At 67.8% G+C, this 25,435-nt stretch carries 25 protein-coding genes and 2 tRNA genes; 13 read left to right on the forward strand and 14 right to left on the reverse strand.

Annotated elements, in window-relative coordinates; genetic code table 11:
- Positions 1-98: 98 nt before the first annotated feature.
- Positions 99-171 (forward strand) — tRNA-Ala (locus tag ACZ3TS_RS17710).
- 468 nt (positions 172-639) lie between these two features.
- Here ACZ3TS_RS17710 and ACZ3TS_RS17715 read toward each other — a convergent pair.
- Positions 640-1,350, reverse strand: coding sequence for a DUF5324 family protein (locus ACZ3TS_RS17715; RefSeq protein WP_467618753.1), 711 nt, complete (start codon positions 1,348-1,350; stop codon positions 640-642).
- Positions 1,351-1,803: 453 nt separating this feature from the next.
- On the opposite strand from ACZ3TS_RS17715, the gene ACZ3TS_RS17720 reads away from it, so the two are divergent.
- Both ACZ3TS_RS17720 and ACZ3TS_RS17725 read left to right on the forward strand, forming a co-directional pair.
- On the forward strand, positions 1,804-2,337 hold the full coding sequence (locus tag ACZ3TS_RS17720; protein ID WP_467618754.1) for a peptidylprolyl isomerase: 534 nt from the start codon (positions 1,804-1,806) through the stop codon (positions 2,335-2,337).
- A gap of 97 nt (positions 2,338-2,434) precedes the next feature.
- Entirely contained in the window at positions 2,435-3,349 is a 915-nt protein-coding gene (locus tag ACZ3TS_RS17725; RefSeq protein WP_467618755.1) for a rhomboid family intramembrane serine protease, read from the forward strand.
- 302 nt (positions 3,350-3,651) lie between these two features.
- Here the strand turns inward: ACZ3TS_RS17725 and crgA are convergent, their stop codons facing one another.
- The gene (gene crgA / locus ACZ3TS_RS17730) at positions 3,652-3,906 is read right to left on the reverse strand and encodes a cell division protein CrgA (RefSeq protein ID WP_467618757.1); all 255 of its coding nucleotides are present in this window, start codon (positions 3,904-3,906) and stop codon (positions 3,652-3,654) included.
- A 142-nt stretch (positions 3,907-4,048) separates the two neighbouring features.
- Here crgA and ACZ3TS_RS17735 point away from each other — a divergent pair, with 142 nt between their 5' ends.
- From ACZ3TS_RS17735 to ACZ3TS_RS17760, 6 genes are all read left to right on the forward strand, one after another.
- Positions 4,049-4,852 carry a DUF881 domain-containing protein gene (locus tag ACZ3TS_RS17735; protein ID WP_467618758.1) on the forward strand — a complete coding sequence of 268 codons (804 nt, stop codon included), beginning with the start codon at positions 4,049-4,051 and terminating at the stop codon, positions 4,850-4,852.
- Positions 4,853-4,888: 36 nt separating this feature from the next.
- The gene (locus ACZ3TS_RS17740; RefSeq protein ID WP_467618760.1) at positions 4,889-5,575 is read left to right on the forward strand and encodes a class E sortase; all 687 of its coding nucleotides are present in this window, start codon (positions 4,889-4,891) and stop codon (positions 5,573-5,575) included.
- Positions 5,576-5,627: 52 nt separating this feature from the next.
- Positions 5,628-5,789 (forward strand): hypothetical protein, encoded by a 162-nt coding sequence (locus ACZ3TS_RS17745; protein WP_467618761.1) that lies wholly within the window; start codon positions 5,628-5,630, stop codon positions 5,787-5,789.
- Entirely contained in the window at positions 5,786-6,424 is a 639-nt protein-coding gene (locus ACZ3TS_RS17750; protein ID WP_467618764.1) for an aminodeoxychorismate/anthranilate synthase component II, read from the forward strand. The genes ACZ3TS_RS17745 and ACZ3TS_RS17750 overlap by 4 nt, the downstream gene beginning before the upstream one ends.
- On the forward strand, positions 6,421-7,599 hold the full coding sequence (locus ACZ3TS_RS17755) for a class E sortase (protein WP_467618766.1): 1,179 nt from the start codon (positions 6,421-6,423) through the stop codon (positions 7,597-7,599). The genes ACZ3TS_RS17750 and ACZ3TS_RS17755 overlap by 4 nt, the downstream gene beginning before the upstream one ends.
- Positions 7,600-7,662: 63 nt before the next feature.
- Positions 7,663-8,424, forward strand: a complete 762-nt coding sequence (locus tag ACZ3TS_RS17760; RefSeq protein ID WP_467618767.1) for a class E sortase — start codon at positions 7,663-7,665, stop codon at positions 8,422-8,424.
- A gap of 96 nt (positions 8,425-8,520) precedes the next feature.
- Here ACZ3TS_RS17760 and pknB read toward each other — a convergent pair whose 3' ends face one another.
- From pknB to ACZ3TS_RS17790, 6 genes are all read right to left on the reverse strand, one after another.
- The gene (gene pknB, locus ACZ3TS_RS17765; RefSeq protein ID WP_467618769.1) at positions 8,521-10,506 is read right to left on the reverse strand and encodes a Stk1 family PASTA domain-containing Ser/Thr kinase; all 1,986 of its coding nucleotides are present in this window, start codon (positions 10,504-10,506) and stop codon (positions 8,521-8,523) included.
- Between the two features lie 170 nt (positions 10,507-10,676).
- Positions 10,677-12,164, reverse strand: a complete 1,488-nt coding sequence (locus ACZ3TS_RS17770) for a peptidoglycan D,D-transpeptidase FtsI family protein (RefSeq protein WP_467618771.1) — start codon at positions 12,162-12,164, stop codon at positions 10,677-10,679.
- Positions 12,161-13,597, reverse strand: coding sequence for an FtsW/RodA/SpoVE family cell cycle protein (locus tag ACZ3TS_RS17775; RefSeq protein WP_467618773.1), 1,437 nt, complete (start codon positions 13,595-13,597; stop codon positions 12,161-12,163). Before ACZ3TS_RS17775 ends, ACZ3TS_RS17770 begins: the two co-directional genes overlap by 4 nt.
- A 27-nt stretch (positions 13,598-13,624) precedes the next feature.
- Entirely contained in the window at positions 13,625-15,181 is a 1,557-nt protein-coding gene (locus tag ACZ3TS_RS17780) for a Stp1/IreP family PP2C-type Ser/Thr phosphatase (RefSeq protein ID WP_467618910.1), read from the reverse strand.
- 90 nt (positions 15,182-15,271) lie between these two features.
- Positions 15,272-15,784 carry an FHA domain-containing protein FhaB/FipA gene (locus ACZ3TS_RS17785; RefSeq protein WP_467618775.1) on the reverse strand — a complete coding sequence of 171 codons (513 nt, stop codon included), beginning with the start codon at positions 15,782-15,784 and terminating at the stop codon, positions 15,272-15,274.
- A gap of 10 nt (positions 15,785-15,794) precedes the next feature.
- Positions 15,795-16,631, reverse strand: a complete 837-nt coding sequence (locus ACZ3TS_RS17790; RefSeq protein ID WP_467618777.1) for an FhaA domain-containing protein — start codon at positions 16,629-16,631, stop codon at positions 15,795-15,797.
- A gap of 643 nt (positions 16,632-17,274) precedes the next feature.
- Here ACZ3TS_RS17790 and ACZ3TS_RS17795 point away from each other — a divergent pair.
- Positions 17,275-17,358, forward strand: a tRNA-Leu gene (locus tag ACZ3TS_RS17795).
- A gap of 499 nt (positions 17,359-17,857) precedes the next feature.
- On the opposite strand, the gene ACZ3TS_RS17800 is transcribed toward ACZ3TS_RS17795, so the two are convergent.
- From ACZ3TS_RS17800 to ACZ3TS_RS17810, 3 genes are read right to left on the reverse strand one after another with little or no spacing between them, the layout of a single operon-like run.
- On the reverse strand, positions 17,858-18,199 hold the full coding sequence (locus ACZ3TS_RS17800) for a hypothetical protein (RefSeq protein ID WP_467618779.1): 342 nt from the start codon (positions 18,197-18,199) through the stop codon (positions 17,858-17,860).
- Positions 18,184-18,846: a hypothetical protein gene (locus tag ACZ3TS_RS17805; RefSeq protein ID WP_467618780.1), complete on the reverse strand. Its 663-nt coding sequence runs from the start codon at positions 18,844-18,846 to the stop codon at positions 18,184-18,186. Before ACZ3TS_RS17805 ends, ACZ3TS_RS17800 begins: the two co-directional genes overlap by 16 nt.
- Before the next feature lie 14 nt (positions 18,847-18,860).
- The gene (locus ACZ3TS_RS17810) at positions 18,861-19,697 is read right to left on the reverse strand and encodes a hypothetical protein (RefSeq protein WP_467618782.1); all 837 of its coding nucleotides are present in this window, start codon (positions 19,695-19,697) and stop codon (positions 18,861-18,863) included.
- A gap of 788 nt (positions 19,698-20,485) precedes the next feature.
- Between ACZ3TS_RS17810 and ACZ3TS_RS17815 the strand changes: the two genes are divergently transcribed.
- A complete protein-coding gene (locus ACZ3TS_RS17815) occupies positions 20,486-21,247 on the forward strand; it encodes a zinc metalloprotease (protein ID WP_467618784.1) in 762 nt (253 codons plus the stop codon).
- Positions 21,248-21,303: 56 nt separating this feature from the next.
- Here the strand turns inward: ACZ3TS_RS17815 and ACZ3TS_RS17820 are convergent, their stop codons facing one another.
- Positions 21,304-21,756: a MerR family transcriptional regulator gene (locus ACZ3TS_RS17820; RefSeq protein ID WP_467618912.1), complete on the reverse strand. Its 453-nt coding sequence runs from the start codon at positions 21,754-21,756 to the stop codon at positions 21,304-21,306.
- Between the two features lie 28 nt (positions 21,757-21,784).
- Between ACZ3TS_RS17820 and ACZ3TS_RS17825 the strand changes: the two genes are divergently transcribed.
- Positions 21,785-22,555, forward strand: a complete 771-nt coding sequence (locus ACZ3TS_RS17825) for a methyltransferase domain-containing protein (protein ID WP_467618786.1) — start codon at positions 21,785-21,787, stop codon at positions 22,553-22,555.
- Positions 22,556-22,589: 34 nt separating this feature from the next.
- Here the strand turns inward: ACZ3TS_RS17825 and ACZ3TS_RS17830 are convergent, their stop codons facing one another.
- A complete protein-coding gene (locus ACZ3TS_RS17830; protein ID WP_467618789.1) occupies positions 22,590-23,162 on the reverse strand; it encodes a hypothetical protein in 573 nt (190 codons plus the stop codon).
- A 294-nt stretch (positions 23,163-23,456) separates the two neighbouring features.
- Between ACZ3TS_RS17830 and ACZ3TS_RS17835 the strand changes: the two genes are divergently transcribed.
- Positions 23,457-24,032, forward strand: coding sequence for a TetR/AcrR family transcriptional regulator (locus ACZ3TS_RS17835; protein WP_467618791.1), 576 nt, complete (start codon positions 23,457-23,459; stop codon positions 24,030-24,032).
- A gap of 527 nt (positions 24,033-24,559) precedes the next feature.
- Here the strand turns inward: ACZ3TS_RS17835 and ACZ3TS_RS17840 are convergent.
- A complete protein-coding gene (locus ACZ3TS_RS17840; RefSeq protein ID WP_467618792.1) occupies positions 24,560-25,435 on the reverse strand; it encodes a F510_1955 family glycosylhydrolase in 876 nt (291 codons plus the stop codon).

A 25,435-nucleotide genomic window follows, 5' to 3' on the forward strand; every position in this document is an offset into this window, starting at 1 on the left:
GGGGACCCCCATCTTTTTTGGGAGATACGGGGGGTGACCCGGTACGCTGGTCCGCAGCGCCCGCCGATCGTTGTTTCATCGGCCGGACGCGTCTCTTCGGGGCCTTAGCTCAGTTGGTAGAGCGCTGTCTTTGCATGGCAGATGTCAGGGGTTCGACTCCCCTAGGCTCCACACTTCGGACCGGTCAGACGCCCTCTCGGCGGCTGGCCGGTTTTCTGTATGCGGTGAGCCGTGTCACACAGAGGGATTTGCAGCCATTGCGTTTCTTTGCGCAAACGACTGCAAGGAGACGGGGGTGCGCAGGGTCCCGTTGGGATGGCCGGTCCCGCCGAAGGGTGACGTGGGGGGATATGAGAGCCCTTGTGTAAGTCTGGGTCGCTAAGGTGCGTAAGCAGAAAGATGCGCTCCGTAAGGGAAGTCTCCACGGAACTTGCACACATGGTGCGTTGCAAACGTCATCGCGAGGGGAAGGCGTAAACGCTCCACCGGCGTTCCGCGGCGTTGGGTGCCTTCCCTGGCGTTGGGTGCCTTCCACGGCGTTCCACGTGAAACATCGCCGTGGGGCAGGAAACCTCAAGTCTCCTGCCCCACGGCATCGTTGCACCCAGCTCGGGACCGGGCGGTCTCCGGGTCTCAGTCTCAGCGGCGGTCGTCGTTCTCCGAGGAGTCGTCCTCGGACTGCTTCGCCTGCACCTCGGGGTCCAGCACGCTCGGACCGCTGCCGTCCACCGACGTCAGGCGGTCGTCCTGCGGTACCTCGGTCGCGGCGGGCGGCTCCACCAGCCAGTCGGGGTTCGCCTGCTTGTCCCACCACTTCCAGGCGGCGAAGGCCCCGCCGGCCAGAGCGCCCAGCACCGCCAGCCCCTTGGCGATACGGCCGGCCTTGGCCCGCCGCTGCTGCCGGCGCACCAGCTTCTCGATCTGCCGCGGCGAGACCTGGCCGCGCAGCGCGGCCATCGCCGCCGCTCCACGGGCCGCTGCCTCCTCCCGTACGGGACCTGCCACGGCAACCGCATGCTCGATCCTGGGACGGGAGTAGTCGGCCGCCTGCCGGGCAGCCTTGGCAGCCTTGCGGGTGTAGGTGGCGGCCTCGTGGGCGGCCTGGTCAACCCTGGGCGGCACATGGGTGCGGGCCTGTTCCAGGCGCGGAGCGAGATGGACGTCGTACTGGACGCGGGCCTGTTCGGCGGCCTGCGACATCTTGGGCGCGAGACGGACGCGCGCCTCGTGTGCGTAGTGCGCTGCCTTGTCCTTGGCCGTGTCGGCGTAGGGCGCCACCACTTCCGCGGCATGCAGCACGCTGTCCTTCGCCGTACCGGTCGCGGCGCGCACGCTGTCAATGCGGGTCACGGCTTCCTCCTCCTCGGTGGCGTACGGTAATTCGACTTTCCAGCCTTTTACGGATCATGCCTCTCGAAGGACTCCCGGGCATGTGAGGAGGGGCATCCGGGTCATGCGGTCCATAGTGGACGGCCCCGGTCCGCGTCCGGGTGGGCGACGATCGGAATGATCATTGGGTATGTGCTGATCACGTGCAATAGCGGATGAATACGGGGCAACAGGAGCTTGTCCACGACAATGCCACGGATCGTCGCGCCACGCTCCCGCGACGACACGACTCGACCGGTTTTTCTGCGAGCCGGGGCCGTGCGACGGGGTCCCGACACGCCCGGGACCCTGCCCGTTTCCCCGGTTCACCAGAGGAACGACCCGACGATGTTCGCCCAGGGGTGGTGGCCGGGCGACGCCGGGCGCGTACCGTGCGAGGATCGGGGTGTCACAGAGGACAACGGAAGGCAGATCGTGGCTGAGCAGCTTTACGCCACCCTGAAGACCAACCACGGCGACATCGAGATCCGGCTTCTGCCGAATCACGCGCCCAAGACGGTCCGTAACTTCGTCGAGCTCGCCAAGGGCGAGCGTGAGTGGACCCACCCCGCGACGGGTGAGAAGTCCACGAAGAAGCTCTACGACGGCACGGTCTTCCACCGGGTGATCAGCGGGTTCATGATCCAGGGCGGTGACCCGCTGGGCAACGGCACCGGCGGCCCTGGGTACCAGTTCGAGGACGAGTTCCACCCGGACCTCGCCTTCGACAAGCCGTACCTGCTGGCCATGGCCAACGCCGGTCCGGGTACCAACGGCTCGCAGTTCTTCATCACGGTCTCGCCGACGGCCTGGCTGAACCGCAAGCACACCATCTTCGGCGAGGTCACCGACGCGGCCAGCCAGAAGGTCGTGGACTCCATCGCCACCACCCAGACCAACCCGCGCACGGACCGTCCGGTCAACGACGTCGTCATCGAGTCGGTCGTCGTCGAGACCCGCCAGGGCTGAGCCCCACAGGGCATACCGCACGAGGGAACAAAAGCGCCCCGCCCGTCCGTAGAAGGAAGGGCGGGGCAGCCCGTCGTACGGAGAGTGAGGGGACCCCATGGACCAGGCGCCAGGCAGCCCGCCGCAGGGGCCGCCGAACCAGGAACCGCACGGCGCCCGCGAGCTGCCGGTCTGCTACCGGCACCCGGACCGCGAGACGGGTATCCGCTGTACGCGTTGTGAGCGCCCCATCTGCCCGGAGTGCATGGTCAACGCCTCGGTCGGCTTCCAGTGCCCGGACTGCGTCCGCAGCGGGTCCGGCACGGGCCACGCCCCGGACGCCTCCCGGCCGCGGACGCTCGCGGGCGGCACCGTGACCGCCGATCCCCGGCTGCTGACCAAGCTGCTGATCGGGATCAATCTGGCCGTCTTCCTGGTGCAGCTGTCGGTCGGTGACCGCTTCACCGACCGGTTCGAGCTCCTCGGCCAGGCCTACGTACCGCTCTTCGGCTCGGTCGAGGGCATCGCGGAGGGCCAGTGGTACCGGCTGCTGACCGCGATGTTCCTGCACGGCGGCTATGTCCACATCCTGTTCAACATGCTCAGTCTGTGGTGGATCGGCGCCCCGCTGGAGGCGGCTCTGGGCCGCGCCCGTTATCTTGCGCTCTACTTCGCCTCGGGGCTTGCCGGCAGTGCGCTCACCTATCTGATCGCCGCCCCGAATCAGCCCTCGCTCGGTGCCTCCGGCGCGATCTTCGGGCTCTTCGGCGCCACAGCCGTGCTCATGCGTCGGCTCCACTACGACATGCGGCCCGTCATCGCGCTGCTGGTGATCAACCTGATCTTCACCTTCGGGTGGAGCAACATCGCCTGGCAGGCCCACATCGGCGGCCTCGTCGGCGGTGTCGTCGTCGGCTACGCGATGGTCCACGCCCCCCGTGAGCGGCGGCCCCTCGTGCAGTACGGGGTGTGCGCGCTGGTGCTGGCCGCGGTGGTTCTCATGACGGTGATCAGGACCGCCCAGCTCACCTGAACAGCCGATGTGCACAGGCCGTAGCCCGAGGTTGTACCCAACGTTGTCCACAGTCGGTGGCGGATCTTGTGCACGGAGCCGGGAACGTGCGTGCCCCCTGTCACTGACTGGAGTTTTCCCAGGTGGGACAGGGGGCGAACAGGTTTGCGGAGGCCGGTGATTCCGTCATACCGGTGTCAAGCAGGGACGGGTTATCCACAGATCGTCGTTCTTTTTCCACTGGTCGGCGACTCTGTGGACAAGGTTGTGGATAACTCAGCGCACGGTCTTGGGCAGAGCCGACCGCGAGCGGGTGGGAGCCGCTACTTCCACTGTGTGGAGACGCCGAATCCCGCCGCGATGAATCCGAAGCCCACGACGATGTTCCAGTTGCGCAGGGCGTGGATCGGCAGCGAGCCGTCGGTCACGTAGAAGACGACGATCCAGGCGAGACCGACGAGGAACATGGCGAGCATGACCGGTGCGACCCAGCCACGGTTGGTCAGCTTGATGGCCGTGGCCTGCTTGGACGGCGGCGGCGTGTAGTCGGCCTTCTTGCGGATACGTGACTTCGGCACGAGGGTCTCTCCTGTCGATGCGCTGCGTGGCCGCGCAGGGAACTGGGGCGGGCTCCGGGGCAGCGTACAAGGGGACACTGAGCGCTCCCCCGGGCGTCCGTTAGCGTAGTGCTTCCGCGGCGCCGAAGGAGATAAGGGTACGTTGAGCAATACTGCCGACTCCCCCCGGGAGGGTTCCGGTTCCCCGGAAACAGGGTCCGCCTCCGCGCGCACGCGCCGGCTGAGGCCGGTGCGCGTGCTCACCGTGGGCGTCTTCGCGCTCGCCGGTCTCCTTTTCATGACGAGCTTCAACACCGCCAAGGGCACCAACATCCGCACCGACTCCTCGCTGCTGAAGCTCTCCGACCTCATTCACGACCGCAGCCACAAGAACGCCCGGCTCGACGAGTCCAACGCCGCGTTGCGCGACGACGTGGAGGCCCTGGCCAAGCGCACCGGCGGCGGCACCAGCAAGGCCGAGGAAGGGCGGCTCACGGCGCTGGAGAAGAACGCCGGCACCCAGAAGCTCACCGGCAAGGCCGTCACGGTCACGCTCAACGACGCCCCGCCGGGCGCCACCGCAAAGCTCCCCGGCTACCCCGAGCCCCAGCCGGACTACCTGGTCATCCACCAGCAGGACCTGCAGGCCGTGGTGAACGCCCTGTGGGAAGGCGGCGCTCAGGGCATCAAGGTCATGGATCAGCGGCTGATCTCCACCAGCGCCGTGCGCTGCGTCGGCAACACCCTGATCCTCCAGGGCCGCGTCTACTCGCCCCCGTACAAGATCACCGCCATCGGGAACCCGGACAAACTCCAGAAGGCGCTCGCGGCCTCGCCCGCGATCCAGAACTACATGGTGTACGTCAACGTCTACGGCCTCGGCTGGAAAGTCACCGGGGACGGGACGGTGACTCTTCCCGGCTACTCGGGCACAGTGGATCTGCAGTACGCGAAGCCTGTGGGGTAGAGCCCCGCAACCGCTGCCGCTGGGGGACCTGTGTCGGTGCGCTTGGTCGTCAGGACCGTCAGCGAACTGTGCATCACTGTCGGCACGCTCATCGTGCTCTTCGTGGTCTACGTCCTGTTCTGGACCGGGATGAAGGCCGACGGCGCGATGAACGACCAGATCGACCAGCTGCAGCGGCAGTGGTCGAAGGGGACGGTCGAGCCGACGGCCGCCCCCGGCAGCTCGGCGAGCCCCGGGAAACCGGCGCCCTACCTCCCCGGCAAGCCGTTCGCCGTCATGTACCTCCCGCGGCTCGGTTTCACGTGGAACAAGCCCGTGCTCGAGAACACGGCCGTGGGCACCCTGAAGAAGGGGCTCGGCCACTACGCGGGCACCGCCCAGCTCGGGCAGGAGGGCAACTTCGCCGTCGCCGGCCACCGGCGCACGTACGGTGATCCCCTCAAGGACTTCCCGAAGCTGCGGCCCGGTGACGCGGTCGTCCTCACCGACGGAACCACGTGGTTCACGTATCGGATCGACAAAGGCCCTTACAAAACCGTGCCTACGGACGTTGAGGTGATCGACCCCGTGCCACGTAAGTCCGGGTATACGCGTCCCGGACGCTATCTGACGCTGACCACGTGCGATCCGGAGTGGGGGCACAGTCACCGGCTGATCGTCTGGGCGCATCTTGATTCCACTCAGCCTGTGGAGGCAGGGAAACCGGCGGCTCTGCGCCGTTAGTCTGGTGGCGTACGGCGTGAGTCTGGTGCCGTGGTGAGACGGAAGGGACGGCATGTACGGCTGGATCTGGCGGCATCTGCCGGGGAACGCATGGCTGAAGGCGCTGATTTCCGTCGTGCTGATCCTGGCCGTGGTCTACATCCTCTTCCAATACGTCTTCCCGTGGGCCGAACCGCTGCTGCCCTTCAACGATGTGACGGTGGACAACCAGTGAGTGCGCGCATTCTCGTCGTCGACAACTACGACAGCTTCGTCTTCAACCTGGTGCAGTACCTGTACCAGCTGGGCGCCGAGTGCGAGGTGCTGCGCAACGACGAGGTGTCGACCACGCACGCTCAGGACGGCTTCGACGGCGTGCTGCTGTCGCCCGGGCCCGGCACTCCCGAGGAGGCGGGTGTCTGCGTGGAGATGGTGCGGCACTGCGCCACGACCGGCGTCCCCGTCTTCGGTGTCTGTCTGGGCATGCAGTCGATGCAGGTGGCCTACGGCGGTGTCGTCGACCGCGCGCCGGAGCTGCTGCACGGCAAGACCTCGCTGGTCGAGCACGAGGGCAAGGGTGTCTTCGCAGGCCTGCCGTCCCCCTTCACCGCGACCCGCTACCACTCCCTGGCCGCCGAGCCGGAGACCGTGCCGTCCGAGCTGGAGGTCACGGCGCGTACGCACGACGGGATCATCATGGGTCTCAGGCACCGGGAACTCCCGGTGGAGGGAGTGCAGTTCCACCCCGAGTCGGTGCTCACCGAGCACGGCCACCGGATGCTGGCCAACTGGCTGGCGGTGTGCGGTGACCAGGGGGCCGTGGCGAGGTCGGCGGGGCTCGCCCCGGTGGTGGGCAGGGCCACGGCGTGACCGCACTGCGCCCCGAGCGCGAGACCGGCGCCGCCTACGGGGGCGCCGCGGAAGCCGGACCCTCGTACGGGCAGCAGCCGTACGAGGGCGTCGGCGCGTGGCAGGGGCAGGAGTGGCACGGCGCCGCGGGGTACGGGGAGCAGGCCTACGGGGATCCGTCGTACGGACAGCAGGTGCCACAGCAGCAGGCGTACGACGCGACGGCAGCGCCTCCTTCGTCCTACGGCGAACCCCCGGCAGCCCCCTCCTACGGACGGCCGGTGCCGGTGGACAACGAGACCGTCGCGCTGCGTGCCCCGGACGTCGAGGAGGCGCGACGGGCCGCCGAGCGCGCCGGTGGGTCCGTGCCCGCGTCCGGTGGCCGTGCCGCGCGCCGCAAGGCGGCCAGGAGGCACGGGCGGCACGTCAGCGGCGGGCCGCAGACGGTCCTGAAGCCCGCTGAGACGGCCGCTGAGGCGCCCAGGTCCCGTCTGGAGGCCCGAAGGGCCGCACGGGCCCAGAAGCCCGGTCCGGGGGTCCTGGTGAGCCGTGTGGTGGGCGAGCTGTTCATCACCACCGGTGTGGTGATGCTGCTGTTCGTCACGTACCAGCTGTGGTGGTCCAACGTGCGGGCGCACCAGGAGGCGGGCAGCGCCGCACAGCACCTGCAGCAGGACTGGGCGAGCGGCAAGCGGGCACCAGGGGAGTTCGCGCCCGGGGAGGGCTTTGCCATCCTGCACATCCCGAAGCTGGACGTGGTCGCGCCGATCGCGGAGGGCACCAGCAAGTCGAAGGTGCTCGACAAGGGCATGGTCGGCCACTACGGGGAGGGCAGCCTGAAGACGGCGATGCCGGACGCCAGGACGGGCAACTTCGGGCTCGCGGGCCACCGGAACACGCACGGCGAGCCGTTCCGGTACATCAACCGTCTCAAGCCGGGCGACGAGATCGTGGTGGAGACGCAGAACGACTACTACGTCTACAAGATGACGTCGATCCTGCCGGTGACTTCGCCGTCGAACACCGGTGTGCTCGACGCCATTCCGAAGGGGTCCGGTTTCACCAAGCCGGGCCGCTACATCACACTGACCACCTGTACGCCGGAATTCACCAGCAAGTACCGGTTGATCGTCTGGGGCAAGATGGTCGAGGAACGGCCGCGCAGCAAGGGCAAACCGGACGCGCTCATTTCGTAGGGCACACGGACTGTCGTAGGGCACGCGGACTCACAGGTACGTGGAACAGACGGGGCGGATGCAGTGGGAGTGACGACCGACCAGGACGAGCAGACCGACGCGCCGTCGCCGGGCTCCGACTCCCGGTCCCATCCGCGGCGGCGTGGGCGCGGCCGGATCGCGCTGGCCGTCAGCGTCTTCGGGGAACTGCTCATCACGGCGGGCCTGGTGCTCGGTCTGTTCGTCGTCTACTCCCTGTGGTGGACGAACGTGATAGCGGACCGCAAGGCCAACCGGGAGGGCGACAAGGTGCGCGACCACTGGGCGGCCGAGAAGGACAGCGGGCCGGGCCCGCTGGACACCAAGGACGGCATCGGCTTCCTGCACGTGCCGTCGATGAAGAACGGCGATGTGCTGGTCGAGAAGGGCACGTCGACGGACGTCCTCAACGACGGCGTGGCCGGCTACTACACGGACCCCGTCAAGGCGACGCTGCCGATGACGGGCAAGACCGGCAACTTCGCGCTCGCCGCCCACCGCGACGGACACGGCGCGAAGTTCCACAACATCGACAAGGTACAGAAAGGCGACCCGATCGTCTTCGAGACCAAGGACGACTGGTACGTCTACAAGGTCTTCGCGATCCTGCCGGAGACCTCGAAGTACAACGTGAAGGTCCTCTCCGCGGTCCCCAAGCAGGCGGGCGTGAAGAAGCCGGGCCACTACATCACGCTGACGACGTGCACCCCGGTGTACACGTCGGAGTACCGCTACATCGTGTGGGGCGAACTGGAACGGGTGCAGAAGGTGGACAGCAAGCGGACTCCGCCGGCGGAGCTGCGCTGAGCGCCGCTCCTCTCCGGTCGTTACGACTGAGCCCTCGTACGACTGAGCCCCGGACCCCTTATCAGGGGCCGGGGCTCAGTCGTCGTACCGGGCGGGTCAGTTCCTCGTGCCGGTCACTCCGCCGAAGAAGTTCGTGCCGCCGTTGTTGCCGTTGCTCTGGTCCGCGGTGAACAGGTTCACCGCGGTGCCCTGGGCGACCTGCTGGCCCTGGGTCGGGTTGGAGCCGAGGACGACGGCGTTGTCGTCGTTGGAGCCGTTGATGTTGCCGACCTGGAGGCCGGCCTGCTGAAGCATGTTCCTGGCGTCCTTCAGCTTCTGGCCCTGGACGTTCGGGACAGTGACCTGGCTGTTCTGGGCCTGCTTGCCGATCTGGATCGTGACCGTGGAGCCCTTCTTGACCGTGCTGCCCGCCGCCGGCGAGGTCTGGATGACCTTGCCGACCTTGTTCTGGTCGGTGGTGTCCACCTCGGTGCAGTTGCCCGTCAGGCCGCTCGCCTGCATCTGCTGCTTGGCGGCGTCACAGTTCTGGTCGGTCACGTCCGGCACGGTCGTCGTCTCCGCGGCCTTGGCGACCTCGAGAGTCACGGTCGAGCCCTTCTCCAGCTCTGTACCGGGGTCCGGGTTCTGGCTGAGGACCGTGCCCGCGGTCTGCGTGGACTCCGTCTGCTTGGTCTTGACCTGGAAGCCCTTGTTTTCGAGCTGCTGCGTGGCCGCGTCGATGTCCTTGTTGATCACGTTGGGGACCGCCACCTTGGGCGCGCCCGTGGACACCACCAGATTGACCGTGCTGTTCTTCTTGACCTCGGTGTTCGCGGTCGGGTCCTGGCTGCAGACGTTGCCCTTCTTCTGGTCTTCGCAGGGCTTCTGCGTGAAGGACAGCTTCAGCTCGGCATTGTCCGCCTGCTGCTTCGCATCGGACTGGGACAGGCCGACGAAGTTGGGCACGGGCACGTTACCGTTGCCCACGCCCCCGCCGCCGCTGAACATCCACTTGCCGATGAGGATCGCGCCGACCAGCACCAGCACTCCGGCGACGACCAGCAGGACCGTCGACGTGTTCGACTTCTTCTGGCGGCGGCGGTCCGGGCGGTCGTCGTAGCCGAAGCCGCCGTCGTCCGGGTTCATCGGCGGCAGCATGGTCGTGGCGCCGGCGCCCGGGTCGGAGCGCAGTGCCGTCGTGGGCTGGTCGTCGGGGTAGCCGCCGTAGCCGACGGAACCCATCGCCGCCGTCGCCGCGACCGGCTGGCCGTCGAGGCACGCCTCGATGTCCTGACGCATCTCGTCGGCGCTCTGGTAGCGGTAGTCCGGGTCCTTGACCAGCGCCCTCAGCACGATCGCGTCCATCTCGGGCGTGATCTCCGGGTCGAAGACGCTCGGCGGCTGGGGCTCCTCGCGGACGTGCTGGTACGCGACCGCGACCGGGGAGTCGCCCACGAACGGAGGGCGGACGGTCAGCAGCTCGTACAGCAGACAACCCGTCGAATACAGGTCCGACCGGGAGTCGACCTGCTCGCCCTTGGCCTGCTCCGGCGAGAGGTACTGGGCCGTGCCGATCACCGCCGCCGTCTGCGTCATCGTCATACCGGCGTCGCCCATGGCGCGGGCGATGCCGAAGTCCATCACCTTGACCTGGCCGTTGCGCGTCAGCATGACGTTCGCGGGCTTGATGTCGCGGTGGACGATGCCGTTGCGGTGGGCGTACTCCAGGCCCTGGAGGATGCCGATGGTCATCTCCATCGCTCGCTCCGGCAGCAGCTTGCGGCCGCTGTGAAGAAGCTCACGCAGCGTGGACCCGTCGACGTACTCCATCACGATGTACGGGATCGAGACCCCGTCGATGTAGTCCTCGCCCGTGTCGTACACCGCGACGATCGCGGGATGGTTGAGCGAGGCGGCCGACTGGGCCTCCCGGCGGAACCGGGCCTGGAACGACGGATCGCGTGCGAGGTCCGCCCGCAGCGTCTTCACCGCCACGGTGCGGCCGAGCCGGGTGTCGTGCGCGAGGTAGACCTCGGCCATGCCACCACGGCCGAGCACCTGGCCCAGCTCGTACCGGCCGCCGAGGCGACGCGGCTCTTCCATAGCTTCCTACCAGCCCTCTCCGTCGGTCCCGACCACACCCGCGTGTGGTCCGGCGGTGTGCTGTCCGGGCATACGGTACCCGGCTCGCTGTGCGTGACCTGGCCACATCCGCCACCCGATACAGGACCGGTATCGCAACGTGCACCGATGTGAAGGGAACGTGACAGGGGTCACTTCTTGCTGTTGATGACCGCCTCCATGACGTTCTTCGCGATGGGGGCGGCGAGACCGCCACCGGAGATGTCGTCACGGTTGGCCTTGTCGTCCTCGACCACCACGGCGACAGCCACCGGCGAGCTGCCGTCGCTGAGCTTGGCATACGAGATGAACCAGGCGTACGGCTTCTCGCTGTTGTTCAGACCGTGCTGGGCGGTACCGGTCTTACCGCCCACCGTGGCGCCCTGGATCTGCGCGTTGGTACCCGTGCCCTTCTGGACGACCGTCTCCATCATCGACTGCAGGATCTGGGCGTTCTGCTCCGACAGCGGCCGGCTCAGCTCCTGCGGCTGGGTCTGCTCCAGGGTGTCGAGGTTCGACGACTGCAGCTTGGCCACCATGTACGGCTTCATCAGCTTGCCGTCGTTCGCGACCGCCGAGGCGACCATCGCCATCTGCAGCGGGGTCGCGGCGGTCTCGTACTGGCCGATCGAGCTGAGCGCGGTCTGCGGCTTGTCCATCTTCTCGGGGAAGTTGGAGGCGTTGGAGCGCACCGGCGTGTACTGCTCGGAGTCGAAGCCGAACTTCTTCGCCTCCGCCAGCATCTTGTCCTTGCCGAGGTCGGCGCCGATCTTGCCGAACACGGTGTTGCAGGAGTACTGCAGCGCGACGCGCATGGTCGCGTTCTTGCAGGGGATGCTGCCCTCGTTCTTCAGCTCGGTCGTGGTGTTCGGGAGAATGTACGGCAGCGGCGAGTCGGTGTGCTGGTCGGCGCTGTTGTACAACCCGTTCTGCAGCGCGGCCGCCGCGGTGACCACCTTGAAGGTGGAGCCCGGCGGGTAGGTCTCGCGCAACGCCCGGTTCAGCATCGGGTCGTTCGGATCGCTCTTCTTCTGCAGCGCGCTCCAGGCCTTGGAGTCGGTCGAGGTGGAGTTGCCCGCGAACGACGACGGGTCGTACGACGGATAGGAGGCCAGCGCCAGGATCGCGCCGGTCTGCGGGTCGAGCGCCACAGCCGCGCCCTTGCCGCCGACGTTCTTCAGACCGTCGTACGCGGCCTTCTGCGCGGCGGCGTTGAGCGTGGTGACGACGTTGCCGCCCTGCTTCGGCTTGCCGGTCAGCATGTCGAGGGTGTTGCGGAAGAACAGCCGGTCGTCGGAACCGGTGAGGATGCCGTCCTCGATGGACTCCAGCTGCGTGGCGCCGAAGGCCTGCGAGGCGTAGCCGGTGACCGGCGCCCACATCGCGCCGTCCTTGTACGTGCGCTTGTACGCGAAGTCGTTGACGCTGCTGGTGGACGTCTTCTTGGACCCGGTGATCGGGTTGCCGTCGACGATGATGTCGCCGCGTGGCGTCGAGTAACGGGCGATCAGGACACGGCGGTTCTGCGGGTCGGTGCGCAGGGTGTCGGCCTGGACGTACTGGAGCCAGTTGTCGCGGATGAGCAGCGCGAGGACGAGCAGTCCGCAGAAGAGCGCGATCCGGCGCAGGGGCTTGTTCACGGGCGGACCACCTGGGTCATTTCGGCGTCGGGGCTCGGGGCAGGGGAGGGGGCGGGACGGCGCGCGGTGTCGCTGATGCGGATCAGGATGCCGATCAGGGCCCAGTTGGCGATGACGGACGAACCGCCGTACGCCAGGAAGGGCATGGTCATACCGGTCAGCGGGATGAGGCCCATGACACCGCCGGCGACCACGAATACCTGGAGCGCGAAGGCGCCGGACAGGCCGACGGCGAGCAGCTTGCCGAACGGGTCGCGGGCGGCGAGGGCGGTGCGCACGCCGCGCTCCACGATCAGGCCGTAGATCAGCAGGAGCGCCATGATGCCCGCCAGGCCCAGCTCCTCGCCGAACGTGGCCAGGATGAAGTCCGAGTTGGCGGCGAACCGGATCAGATCGGAGTGGCCCTGGCCCAGTCCGCTGCCCAGGGTGCCGCCGGAACCGAAGGCCCACAGGGCCTGCATGGCCTGCTCGGAGTGACCGGCGACGCCCTGGCGGCTGAGCGTGTACTCCTTCATCGGGTCGAGCCACGCCTGGACACGCTGCTGCACGTGCGGTTCGAAGGAGGCGACGCCGACGGCGCCGGCCGCGGACATCAGCAGACCGAAGACGATCCAGCTGGTCCGCTCGGTGGCGACGTACAGCATGATGACGAACATTCCGAAGAACAGCAGCGACGTACCGAGGTCGGTCTCGAAGACCAGGATCAGGATCGAGATCGCCCACACCACGAGGATCGGACCGAGGTCGCGGCCGCGCGGCAGGTACAGGCCCATGAAGCGGCGGCTGGCCAGGGCGAGCGCGTCACGCTTCACCATCAGATAGCCGGCGAAGAACACCGCCAGCACGATCTTGGCGAACTCGCCGGGCTGGATGCTGAAGCTGCCGACGTGGATCCAGATCTTCGCGCCGTAGATGTTGGCCCCGAGGCCCGGGATGAGCGGCAGGAGCAGCAGGACCAGCGCGCCGACCATGGAGATGTACGTGTAGCGCTGCAGGACCCGGTGGTCCTTGAGGAAGATCAGTACGACGACGAACAGCGCGATGCCCATCGCGGTGTACATCAGCTGGCGGGGCGCCGCGTTGCCGGCCTGGCTGATCGACTGCAGCAGCTTGGACTGGTCGAGCCGCCAGATGACGACCAGGCCGAGCCCGTTGAGCAGCGTGGCCAGCGGCAGCAGCAGCGGGTCCGCGTACGGGGCGAACTTCCGGACGACGAGATGTCCCACGCCGGCCAGCAGACCTAGGCCGATGCCGTAACTCAGCAGGCCGGGCGGCACCTTGTTGTTGATGGCGAGGCCCACGTTGGCGTAGGCGAACACCGGGATGGCGACGGCGAAGACCAGTAGCGCCAGTTCGGTGTTGCGCCGGCTCGGCGTGCCGATCGAGCCGATCGTGGACGTGTGGTGCGTCGTCGTGTTCGTACTGCTGCTCATGGTGTGACAGGGCCCCTCACGGCTTGCTTACTGCTTACCGCACAGTGAGACGACCTTCTGCTCTTCCTCCGAGAGGGTGGGGCCGGGTGTGGGAGTGGGTGCGGTTGGGGTCTTGGTCGCCGAGCCCGAGGGGTTCGGGGTCGGCGAGGCCTTGGACGTCAACGAGGTCTTTGTGGTTCCCGTGGTGCCCCCGGCCTGGCCCTCGCCGGTCTTGGCGTTGTTCGCGCTCTCGGCCTGCTGGCGCTCGTTCTCCTTCTTGCACGCGGACGCCTGCACGGCCAGTTCGGAGACCTTCGTCTGGGCCGCCTTGAGACCGCCCTCGGCGATGGTCGCCTTGACCTGCTTCTGCTGGTACGCAGGCAGGTACTTGAGTTCGATCTCGGGGTGGTCCTTCTCGACCTTCGACAGCGACACCCAGGCCAGGTCCTGGCTGATGCCGCGGTAGAGGGCGACGTGCCGGCCGTTGGCGCCGACGTAGTACTGCGTCTGCGTCCACTGGTAGGCGCCGTAGCACCCGCCGCCGATGATGCCGAGCGTGAGAACGGTGTACAGGGATCTCTTGAGCCACTTGCGGCCCCCGCGCGGCTTGACGAAGTCGTCGTCGGTGTAGTGACCGAAGCTGCCCGCGGGGATGTATCCCGTGGTGTCGCCGCTGCCGGGCGGGCCGAACTCGCCCCCGCCGCCCTGTCCGGGCACCTGGCGGCCGAGGCCGGACGCACGGCCGGCGGGCGTCTGCATGATGCCGTTGTCGTGCAGGTGGAGCTGGTTCTCGGCGACCGCGCCGACCACGACCGGAGTGTCGGACAGCTGCCCGGCGAGGGTGTCCCCGGTGTCCAGGTCGAGGACGTCGGCCACGATGACCGTGATGTTGTCGGGGCCTCCGCCGCGCAAGGCGAGCTGGATCAGCTCCTGCACGGTCTCCTGAGGACCCTGGTAGCTGGCGAGGGTCTCCTCCATCGTCTGGTGGGAGACGACCCCGGACAGTCCGTCGGAGCAGATCAGGTACCGGTCGCCGGCGCGCACCTCGCGGATGGACAGGTCGGGTTCGACGTGGTCGCCGCTGCCCAGCGCACGCATCAGGAGGGACCGCTGCGGGTGGGTGGTGGCCTCCTCCTCCGTGATGCGGCCCTCGTCGACGAGCCGCTGCACCCAGGTGTGGTCCTGGGTGATCTGCGTCAGGACTCCGTCCCTCAGCAGGTACGCCCGGGAGTCGCCGACATGGACGAGGCCGAGCCGCTGACCGGTCCACAGCAGCGCGGTGAGCGTCGTCCCCATGCCCTCGAGCTGGGGGTCCTCCTCCACCATCGCCCGCAGCTGGTCGTTGGCGCGCTGCACCGCCGTGCCGAGCGAGGTGAGGATGTCGGAACCGGGGATGTCGTCGTCGAGCGCGACGATCGTGGAGATCACCTCGGAGGAGGCGACCTCGCCGGCGGCCTGGCCGCCCATCCCGTCGGCGATCGCGAGCAGCCGCGGACCGGCGTAACCGGAGTCCTCGTTGCCCTCGCGGATCATGCCTTTGTGCGATCCGGCGGCGAAGCGCAGTGACAGACTCATGCGCACCTCGCCCGTCGGCTCCGGGTACATCCGCACGGTGCCCACCCTCCGGTCGGGAGCGCGCCGGGGCCCGGGGTGTGGGCCGCCGCTGCGTGCTCGCTCCGCTCGCTCATTGTCGTTCTACTTCCGCAGCTCGATGACGGTCTTGCCGATGCGGATCGGCGCACCCAGCGGAATCGGTGTGGGAGTCGTCAGCCGGGTCCGGTCGAGATACGTGCCGTTGGTGGACCCGAGGTCCTCGACGATCCACTGGCCGTCCCGGTCGGGGTAGATCCTGGCGTGCCGGCTGGAGGCGTAGTCGTCGTCCAGCACGATGGTGCTGTCGTGGGCGCGGCCCAGCGTGATGGTCTGCCCCTGCAGCGCGACCGTCGTGCCGGTCAGGGAGCCCTCGGAGACGACCAGCTTGGTGGGGGCGCCGCGGCGCTGACGGCCGGCGCTCGGCTGCTGGCGCTGCGGCGGGGGCGCCGTCTGACGGGCGGCCTGCTGAGGCCGCCCGCTCTCCCGGCGCGAGCCGCGCTGTGTGACGCGCGTACCGAACAGGTCGCTGCGGATGACCTGCACGGCCACGATCACGAACAGCCACAGTACGGCCAGGAAACCCAGCCGCATGACCGTGAGGGTCAGCTCTGACATTGCCCCCGCTTCACCCTTCGGCTTGCCGGTAAATGATGGTGGTGCTGCCCACGACGATCCGCGAGCCGTCGCGGAGCGTAGCGCGGGTGGTGTGCTGCCCGTCCACCACGATGCCGTTGGTGGACCCGAGATCCTGGATCGTCGAGGGCGTTCCGGTCCGGATCTCACAGTGCCGGCGCGAGACGCCGGGGTCGTCGATCCGCACGTCGGCGTCGGTGCTGCGGCCCAGCACCAGCGTCGGGCGGGAGATCTGATGGCGGGTGCCGTTGATCTCGATCCAGTAGCGGGTGCGCCCGCCCGCCGTGGGCGCGGCCGCGGGCCGCTGGCCGTAGGGCGCGGCACCGGGCCGCGCGCCGGGCGGCGGCGCGGACGGCATGGGAGGGGCGCCCGCGGGGCCGGCGGCCGGCGGGTAGCCGTAGCCGCCGGGGCTCTGCCGCCCGGCCGGGGCGGAGGCGGGAGCCTGCTGGTTCGTGGAGGAGGCGAGCGTACGGCTGCGCACCCGGTACAGGCCGGTGTCGAGGTCGTCGGCCTTCTCCAGGTGGACCTTGATGGGGCCCATGAAGGTGTAGCGCTGCTGCTTGGCGTAGTCACGCACCATGCCGGCCAGCTCGTCGCCGAGCTGCCCGGAGTAGGGGCTGAGGCGCTCGTAGTCCGGTGCGCTCAGCTCCACGATGAAGTCATTGGGGACCACGGTCCGGTCGCGGTTCCAGATGGTCGCGTTGTTGTCGCACTCCCGCTGGAGCGCACCTGCGATCTCCACGGGCTGGACCTCGGACTTGAACACCTTGGCGAAGGTGCCGTTGACCAGACCTTCGAGACGCTGCTCGAACTTCTTCAGGACTCCCATGGGGCACCTCCTCCGTCGTTGCCGTCCTGCGTACTGCTTCTTACCTGGTACTGCTTACTGATCGTATCCACGCGCCGGAAAATCGGCTGGTTCCCCCTGTCGGCCCTGTCGAAGGGTGTCGACGCCTCGGGAGTTCCCTCCGGACGACCCCTTCGAACTCATCGCGGACGTACTCCTTTGACGTATTCCTTGCATGGATCGTAGAGGCGGCCGCAAACCAGTGTCCCGCACCTGACTATGGACCCGGTCCGCCTCCTGGGGAGATGAGCGGGACCGGTACGAGGTTGATACGTGAACAGAGACACGTTGAGACGTTGTGAGGCGGGCCGGGTGGTCCGGGCCCGCCGGGCGCTGACCCCGGGCCGGGGAGCCGCCGCCGAGTGGGTTGCCGTCCGCCCCGCTCGTCAGCGCGGGGGCTGGGCGCCGGGGCGGGAGGCCGTCACCGGTCGGTGCGCTCCGTGGCTGGTCGGCCCGGGTCCTGGCTGGTCGGCCCGGGTCCTGGCTGGGTGCGGCGGGATTCACGGCGGCCGGCCCCGAGGCCCGCGGGAAAGGGATGTGAACGCACCCTCTCCAGCGTGCTAATCTTCTGGATGTCGGAAGGCGCCAGCACCGCAAGGGCCCGGAGCCGGAAGACACACCCAATGCGCGGGTGGCGGAATAGGCAGACGCGCTGGATTCAGGTTCCAGTGCCCGCAAGGGCGTGGGGGTTCAACTCCCCCCTCGCGCACGACGACCATGAGAAACCGACGAAACGGGTCTCTGCCAGTGACGAAAGTCCTGGAGGGGCCCGTTTCTCGTTGCTCGTGACGGATGTGAGGCATCGCACGGCTCGGGGCGAGACGCGTCAGGGCCCCGATACGTGAGGTATCTCACGTCGGGGCCCTGCTTCTTTGTCGTGATGTTTGTACTTCGGCGGCGGGTTTGGGCTGCTCGATCTACGCCGCCGGTACCAGGTAGCCGGTCGGGGTCCAGGACCTCGGTTCTTTAGTCTTCCGGCGGTGATGGGTACGGCGGCGTGGTCGTTCGCTGTTCAGTGCCAGGGTGTCCAGCCACTTCTTGATCTTGCGGCGGTTGGCGTGGGCCAACTGGAAGGCGAGCAGGATCGTCTGGGCCGCGATGCCGCGGATGCGGCGGGAGCCCGCGGACTCGATCCCTTCGGCCAGAGGGTTCTTGGCGTAGCCGTTGTAGCCCTCGACGCTGTTGCGGAGCCGGAAGTAGACCTTCTGTCATTCCGCGCCGCCGTATTCGAGGGCCTGCCAGTGCTTGGCGCCGGCTTCCGGGCTGATGGTGATCGTCCGCTGGCGGCACACCCTGAGGGGGCCGGTTGGGGTTCGGTTCCGGGTCGACGGGGGGAGATGGATGCCGCGGCCCACGGTGCGCGGCTCGATGGGGCATTGGGCCTTGCCTGCTTCGGCGGGGCACATCATCCGCTGGTAGCCGTCGCTGTATGGGTTCTCCTTGGGCATGATGCGGTAGCTGCGGCGTGTCGCGATCCGTTTGATCCAGGTCTCCCGGTCGATGCGTTCCTGGTCGAGGTCGATGGTCGCGTTGATCAGCGGTTCGGGCATGGACGGGCGTCGGGATCGGTGGCGAGCTCGGGGCCGTTGGTGCGGCGGCCACGCGAGAAGGCACGGATGGGAGTGGCGTCGACGCCGAGGGAGACCTCTGCGAGCTCGCTCAGCAGGCTGTGGAGAGGGCGTACGGAGGCGTCCAGCAGGAACTCGGTGAACAGGGCCAGCCGCCGCTCCCGTTCGGCCAGGAGGTCGACACCCGCTGCCGCAGTGAGGGCCTGTGCCTCCTCGCGTGAGAGATGGCCGTTCGGGGGCAGAGGTGAGGGGTTCATCGCGTCTTTCATCGCGTGGAAGAGTCGGCGGACGACGGCGTAGGCCGCTTCGAAGCCATGGTCGTCATCTTCGTACTCGGGGATGTCGAGCAGGGCGCGCATCGGTGGTGTGAGGCGGAAGTACAGGATGTCGGTGACCTGTACCAGCACGATCTTTCCGCCGGTGACCTGGGTGCACAGGTGAAGGCCGACCAGAAGGCTTCTGAGATGCAGGGTGCGGTGTCGGTCGCGCGGAAGGTGGACGAACTCCTCGAGCAGCGGGACGAGCCCGCTGTGGTCCACCTCATCGACCGCCGATTCGACGTCGGCGTCGTTGATGAATCTGCGCTCCGCGCGCATCGCCATGAGGCGCTCATGGCGGTCGCTGGACAAGCTGCGCAGCGTGCTCATTGGCCGCCTCGCAGCAGGCGGGCGGCTTCTTCGGCAGGGACGGCGCGCAGGAACGGCAGGATGCGGGACAGGCCATGGAGGGTGTCGACGCCGGCGGCCGCCACGATGACGGTGATGGGGAGCCGCTCCTCGAAGAGCTCGACCAGCCAGTTCGACCGGAGGCGTCCCATGACCAAGCGGGGGACGTGCGGGCTGGGCTGGGTGCGATCCAGGAAATTCGTGACGGTGTTGCTGCCGCGGCTGTAGCAGTTCGGGCGGAACAGGTACCGGGCATTGCCTGTGGTGTCGAGGCGGTCGGCAGCGCAGGCCAGGGCTCCCTCCCAGGGGCGGCGGCACAGGATCTCCCGCTTCCGGGGCTTGCGGGTGACCACGACGACGGAGCCGCCGTCGCCGGAGGTTCTGCGGACGTCGTGGACGCGCATGTGCATGGCTTCTGGGGAATCGAGGCCGACCCCGAGCCCGAGCGCCATGAGGGTCTTGCAGCCCCAGCGAAGCTCCTCGGTGGGCTGCCCGCTGGCCCAGCCCCACAGATCCGCGAGCTCGGTCCGGCTGTAGGGGCTTTTGGGAGTGGAGGCCGACAGCTTGGCGGGCTTTCCGGTCCGACACTCCCCACCCAGGATGACCTCGCTGAGGCGCAGGAGCCTGCTCCGGTAGTTGCCTCGGATGCTGTCGCTCACGGTGGGGCAGCCGATCGCAATGAACCGCTCGATCACCTCGTGGGACAGCCACACCTCCGCGTTCCCGGGCAGGCCCTCACCGTTGCAGAAGAGCGCCAACCGGGTGAGAACCGAGAGCAGTTCACGTGCCTGATGGGGCAGAAGGGGATCAGCCATGCGGACGACACGGCGCACTTCATCGCCCACGCGGCTCCACCCCGCGGGGGAGCCGGTATCAGTAGCCGGCAGTGAATCCGAACATTCCCGTCGACCACGTCACGACTTCCCCCGGAAAAGAGCACCGCCCGCCAACCACCCGGAGCAGCCCCGGATCAGGTGCCTTCCGTTCTCGTGAACATCGACCCCGGCCCCGAGCCAACTGCCCCCCGAGACGAAGAACAACCGCGCCTGCTCACCGAGCACTTCGAGACACGCAGGGGACCGCAGGGCGATCTGCCCTATCCATCAGACGACCGGTCAGATCCGCGCGCCCACACGTCTGCACATCGGCAAGTGGCCCGGGCACCTCAGACGACGGCGAACGATCCGCGTTCTGGCAGACGCGCTCAGGGTGCGCCGCCACCGCTAAGTGCCTACGTGGCCGATCGGGGAATCTTCCCCCGGTTCCTGGCCCGGCTGTACGGAATGGCCCCTACGTGAGTGTGGTCTTCAGGCGGGATGTTCCAACCCATGCAGCGAAGCTGCTTAGCAGAGTCTTTGCCCTCGATGTACATGACAACGGCTGGGGAGATCCTTTAACCTACCTGCGATTCGACCACTCGAATCGCCTGGAGCCCCACCGGCATGCCTGTGCCACAGGACCGTTTCGCATGCCGTCCAGTCAGCACGGTCAGTCATCACCGCACCACCCGCACGGTAGTTCGCGACCTTGGCTGCGCCGTCGACGAAAGGGCTCATCCGAGGTCGCGTGTGGCTTTCATCCCCAACCACGGAGGAGACTCCTCGTGCGTATGAAGCTGCTCGCCGCCGTCACCGCAGCGGCCGCCGCCACCCTGACCTTCAGCACCACCGCCCAGGCCAACCATTCGTGGGGCGGCTACCACTGGGCCCGCACCGCCAACCCGTTCACGGTCAAGCTCGGCGACAACCTCAGCTCCACCTGGAAGAGCTACCTGAGCACCGCATCCAGCGACTGGTCCAAGTCCACCGTGCTCGACACCACCGTCGTGGCCGGCCAGTCCTCGGCCCGCCGCTGCCCCGCAACGAGCGGCCGTGTCGAGGTGTGCAACAACACCTACGGCAACAACGGCTGGCTCGGCATCGCGTCCATATCCGTCACCGGTGGTACCCACATCGCCTCCGGCACGGTGAAGCTGAACGACACGTACTTCAACACCGCGACGTACAACACCCCCTCGTGGAGATCCCTGGTGACCTGCCAGGAGGTCGGGCACACCTTCGGCCTCGACCACCAGGACACGAACTTCGACAACGCCAACCTGGGCACCTGCATGGACTACACGAGCAACCCCGACGGGCCGCCCAGCAACCTTCACCCCAACCAGCACGACTACGACGAGCTGGCAACCATCTACGCGCACCTGGACTCCACGAGCACCGTGGACCAGTCCGCGGCCGTGCCGCAGGTGAGCAACGACAAGTCCAGCTGGGGCACGCGCGTGGCGCACGCCAAGCACGGCGACACCTACGTGCGGAACTTCGGCAACGGCAAGTCGGTGATCACCTTCGTGGTCTGGGCGCGCTGAGCACCCACCGCTGGTGAGGGCGGTGGCCGGAGCGACCTGGCCGCCGCCCATCCGCATCAGACCGGCACGTGCTCCGGCGTGCCGGGACCGATGCGCTCGGCCACCATTTGCCGGAAGTGCGCGCACTGGGTGAAGTCCTCGTGATCGCAGCCGAGGGCGCACTCGATCAGGTCGAGGGAGTACTGCGCGGCGGCGATGCGGGATCGCAAGGCCGCGGCTTCCTCCTGCAAGATGTCGCGCCGCTCCGCCGGGTCGGCCGTGGCAGCCAGGGAGCGGATGGTGTCGAGGGACAGCCCCGCCTCCTTGGCGCGGAGAATCACTGCGACGCGAGTGAGATGGTCAACGCCGTAGCGACGTCGCCCGGCACGGTCGCGATCGGGGGCGAGGAGGCCCATTCCTTCCCAGTGCCGCAAGACGTGCGTGGCCAGACCGAAGCGTTCCGCGACGGTCCCGATGCTCATAGCCGCGACATCGCCGCCGGTCGGTGCCCTCTGCTCGCTTGACTTCATGCCGACATTAACTCGCAGCCTGGTACTCATGACCAAGGAGACAGAGCAGACACAGGATCCGACAGACGACCTCATCGCACTTCTCGACGCGGCCGACCGGCTGCCAGGAGCCGCAGAACTGCGATCACGCTCCTTCGAGTTGCTCCACCTCCGCCCCAGGGCGTCCGTGGTGGACGTGGGCTGCGGGGCGGGACGCGCTGTTGCGGAGCTCGCCGAACGGGGAGTGAAGGCCATCGGTGTGGATCCCGACGAGCGGATGATTGCCGTCGCTCGCAGCCGATGGCCCGCTTCGGACTACCGGATCGCGGGAGCCTATGAGCTGCCGCTGGCCGATGCTTCGATGGACGGTTTCCGGGCCGACAAAGTGTTCCACGAACTCGCTGAGCCTGAACGGGCCCTGACAGAGGCGCACAGGGTTCTGGCTCCCGGCGGGCGTATCGTGCTGATCGGCCAGGACTGGGACACCTTCATCATCGATTCCGATGACCCGGCTCTTACGCGAACCATCGTGCATGCGCGCGCCGATCTGACCGTCAGTCCTCACGCTGCACGCCGCTATCGCAACCTGCTGCTGGAGGCCGCCTTCAGCCAGGTGTCGGTGGAGGCTCACACGGGCGTCCTGACCGGATCAGCGATGCTGCCGCTGCTCACGGGACTGGCCGAGGGGGCCTGCTCCGCCGGCACCGTCACGCGCGAGCAAACGGATACATGGGTGGCGGAACAGCGAAAGCGCGCCGGCACGGACCGCCTCTTGCTGGCCCTGCCGATGTTCGTGGCGGCGGCCACCCGGCCCCGCTGATCCGGACCGCCGGGCCTCCTGAGAACTGGCGCCGTCAGGCCCGAGTCGGGGCAATCGAAGCGCTCTTCTCCGCGGCCGTGCCACCGGACCGGTCCGCACGCTGCTCGTTCTGCACCCGCCACCCGTATCTGGTGATGCCGCGTGGTTTGTAGATCGACAAGGCCGTGGCCGCAACCAGGACGACTACCGCTGCGGCGGCGTCAGCGACAAGTTGGATCCTCATGCCGCTGAGGTCGGAGGCGGACAAGTTCGTCCGCGTCGCCGCATCGGATACCTGGTTGACCACTTGCATGTGCAGCAGCAGGAGGAAGGTGGCCAGGACGGTCAGGACGAGCTTGGCGAGCACCCAGTAATGGCGAAACAGACCCCACGTGCTGCCCAGGGACTGGACGAGCCCGGTCACAAGGGAGGCGAAAGCAAAGGGAACGATCACGTACCAACCGGTCAGCTCCATGGCGAGATACGCGCCACGCAGATGCCCGGGATTCCGGCTGCTCAGGCCCACCACGGCGAGGGCAAGGAAGGCGGCGACCGCCCCGAGCCATCCAACCGAAGCCGTCACGTGAGCCGTGAGCGCGAGCTTGCGTGCACCGGGCGACATCACCATCAGTGACCGCCGTGCATACCAGGTCCCATGGCACCCGAAAGGTGCAGGACCAGCAACAAGATGACCATGGCGAGCGCCCCGATCCCGGAGATCTTCACCCAGCGGGGGGCGGCGGGAGCTGATCCACGGTCTGACGATGCGCCGGTGGTGGGCGGTGTTGAGTCGCTCATGCGAGTCCTCTCTCAAGGGCGAGCGTGCCGGTCGGTCTCGCCTGTACGACCGGAATGTTTATCGATACAGGATGTCTACGTCAAGTCATAGTGTATCCAGGTCGTCGGTGCGTACACTGAGCTGGTGCCGAAGCTGTGGAACGAGACGATCGAGGAGCACCGCCGCGCCGTTCGGGACGCCGTGCTGGAGACGACCGCGGAGCTCGTGGCCGCACAGGGCCTCCGCGGGGTGACGATGTCGCGGATCGCGGAAGAGAGCGGTATCGGCCGGGCCACGCTGTACAAATACTTCCCGGATGTCGAATCGATCCTGGAAGCCTGGCATCAACGCCAAATCGCCGATCACCTGAGCGAGCTCGCCGCGCTACGCGACCGCGCCGGCACTACCGGCGAGCGCTTGGAGGCGGTATTGGAGGCTTACTCCTTCATCCAGCAGCAGCGGCACGGCCATGGGGGAGAGCTTTCGGCACTCCTGCATGGAGGCGGCCACGTGGCGCACGCTGAACAGCATCTTCGTGATTTCCTCCGTGACTTGCTGAAGGAGGGCGTCGAAGCAGGCGAAGTCCGGGGTGATGTCTCACCGGACGAGCTGGCGGGCTACTGCCTGCACGCTCTCGCCGGCGCCGGCGGTCTGGCGTCCAAGGCTGCAGCCAAGCGGCTCGTCACCGTCACCCTCGCGGGGCTGCGGCCTCAGGACTGACCCCAGGGCGCACGTGGCACGCGCCGCAGCCCCGCCCCACCGTGCCTCACGTATGTCGGCGCCGCTGGTGATGCGCCTGGTGCGGTCATCGTTCATGTCGCGGGCCGGTGGCGAAGCACGCCTCACCCGGTCAGAGATGGCGAGCCGCATGCCCATTGCCCACTCTCCGGTGAAATGACCCCGGCGTTTCCGTCGTCCGCGAGCAGCATGGAGCCAGAGCCAGGCAGGACTCTGCACGCATGCAACTGACGGCGGCGGTCCCCAGGGCGGCATGAAAACTACGAACGCCGGGGGTAGACCAGCATGGTGGGCTACCCCCGAGCGTTACGGCCTGTCAGATCGACGTGGCGACTGGAGCTACTCGACGCTGCCGCCGGGCCGGCAGCCAGATATCGCTGGGCGTCGAGTGCGGCCCCGCAGCTGCCAGCGGTGAAGGGGGCATCGCCTGTAGTCGACGACGTGGCTGACGGCCAGGACTCCGTACCTGCTCGGTGCCCCCCGCGGGTAGCGGAGCCGCGCCTGCCGGGTCAGTGCCCGCTGGCCGACTCGACAGCCAGGCGCTCGGTGAAGGTCCTGCCGCCGTCTTTCGATTCGTAGACCCCGCCCTGGGTGGCTGCGAGCACGTGCCCAGCATCGACGGCCGACAGGGCCTGCGGCTGTCCGCCGGGGACCGTCGCCACCTTGTTCCAGGTGACCCCACCGTCACCGCTGCGGCGCAGTCCGCCCGACGTATCGATGCCGTACAGGGAGTCCTTCGCGCTCCACGACAGGTACGCCAGCACCGGCTCCTTGCCCTGGGCGAAGGACTTGCCACCGTCGGAGCTGCGGGCGACTCCCTCGGCCGTGGTGGCGAGTACCAGATTCGGGTCTCCCGGGCTGACCGCGATGTCGAGGGCCTGGAGCGTCGCTCCGTTCTTCCACATGGCGCCGTCCTTGCTGGTGCGCAGTAGGCCACTGGTCGAGTCGTAGGCGTAGAGGGTGGCGTGTGCGTAGTCCAAGGCATGGAAGTCGGACTGCCCGGCCAGGGACAGTGTCGTCCAGGTCTTGCCGACGTCTGTGCTCTTGATCAGCCCCTTGTTGCCCGGGCCGTCAGCTTCCTGTGCGGGATGGCCGCTGGCGTAGAACGTTCCGTCGTTGGTCACCGTGAAGCCCATGAAGTCGTCCGTGCTGTCGCCGACCAGCTTGGGCTTGCCCTGGGCGTCGGGGGTGTAGATGCCTTCGTGGGTGGCGACGTACAGACGCCCGTCGGATGGACTCAGACCGAGCCCGTGGATGTGACTGATTGCTGTGGCGGACGAGCTGTCAAAGGCAGTGCTACCGCCGGCGTTGCTGCTGGAGCAGGCGGCCAGGGCGAGGAGGAGGGACACAGCGGTGACCGCGGATGCTGCGTGGTGCTTCTTCAT

The sequence above is a fragment of the Streptomyces sp. NPDC022910 genome (assembly GCF_055561075.1).

Coding starts and splice junctions, on each gene's coding strand:
- ACZ3TS_RS17725 (WP_467618755.1), top strand. CDS start 2,435: ATGGACCAGGCGCCAGGCAGCCCGCCGCAGGGGCCGCCGAACCAGGAA.
- ACZ3TS_RS17745 (WP_467618761.1), top strand. CDS start 5,628: ATGTACGGCTGGATCTGGCGGCATCTGCCGGGGAACGCATGGCTGAAG.
- pknB (WP_467618769.1), bottom strand. CDS start 10,506: ATGGAAGAGCCGCGTCGCCTCGGCGGCCGGTACGAGCTGGGCCAGGTG.
- ACZ3TS_RS17775 (WP_467618773.1), bottom strand. CDS start 13,597: ATGAGCAGCAGTACGAACACGACGACGCACCACACGTCCACGATCGGC.
- ACZ3TS_RS17780 (WP_467618910.1), bottom strand. CDS start 15,181: ATGTACCCGGAGCCGACGGGCGAGGTGCGCATGAGTCTGTCACTGCGC.
- ACZ3TS_RS17785 (WP_467618775.1), bottom strand. CDS start 15,784: ATGTCAGAGCTGACCCTCACGGTCATGCGGCTGGGTTTCCTGGCCGTA.
- ACZ3TS_RS17790 (WP_467618777.1), bottom strand. CDS start 16,631: ATGGGAGTCCTGAAGAAGTTCGAGCAGCGTCTCGAAGGTCTGGTCAAC.
- ACZ3TS_RS17800 (WP_467618779.1), bottom strand. CDS start 18,199: ATGCCCGAACCGCTGATCAACGCGACCATCGACCTCGACCAGGAACGC.
- ACZ3TS_RS17810 (WP_467618782.1), bottom strand. CDS start 19,697: ATGGCTGATCCCCTTCTGCCCCATCAGGCACGTGAACTGCTCTCGGTT.
- ACZ3TS_RS17820 (WP_467618912.1), bottom strand. CDS start 21,756: ATGAAGTCAAGCGAGCAGAGGGCACCGACCGGCGGCGATGTCGCGGCT.
- ACZ3TS_RS17825 (WP_467618786.1), top strand. CDS start 21,785: ATGACCAAGGAGACAGAGCAGACACAGGATCCGACAGACGACCTCATC.
- ACZ3TS_RS17830 (WP_467618789.1), bottom strand. CDS start 23,162: ATGGTGATGTCGCCCGGTGCACGCAAGCTCGCGCTCACGGCTCACGTG.
- ACZ3TS_RS17840 (WP_467618792.1), bottom strand. CDS start 25,435: ATGAAGAAGCACCACGCAGCATCCGCGGTCACCGCTGTGTCCCTCCTC.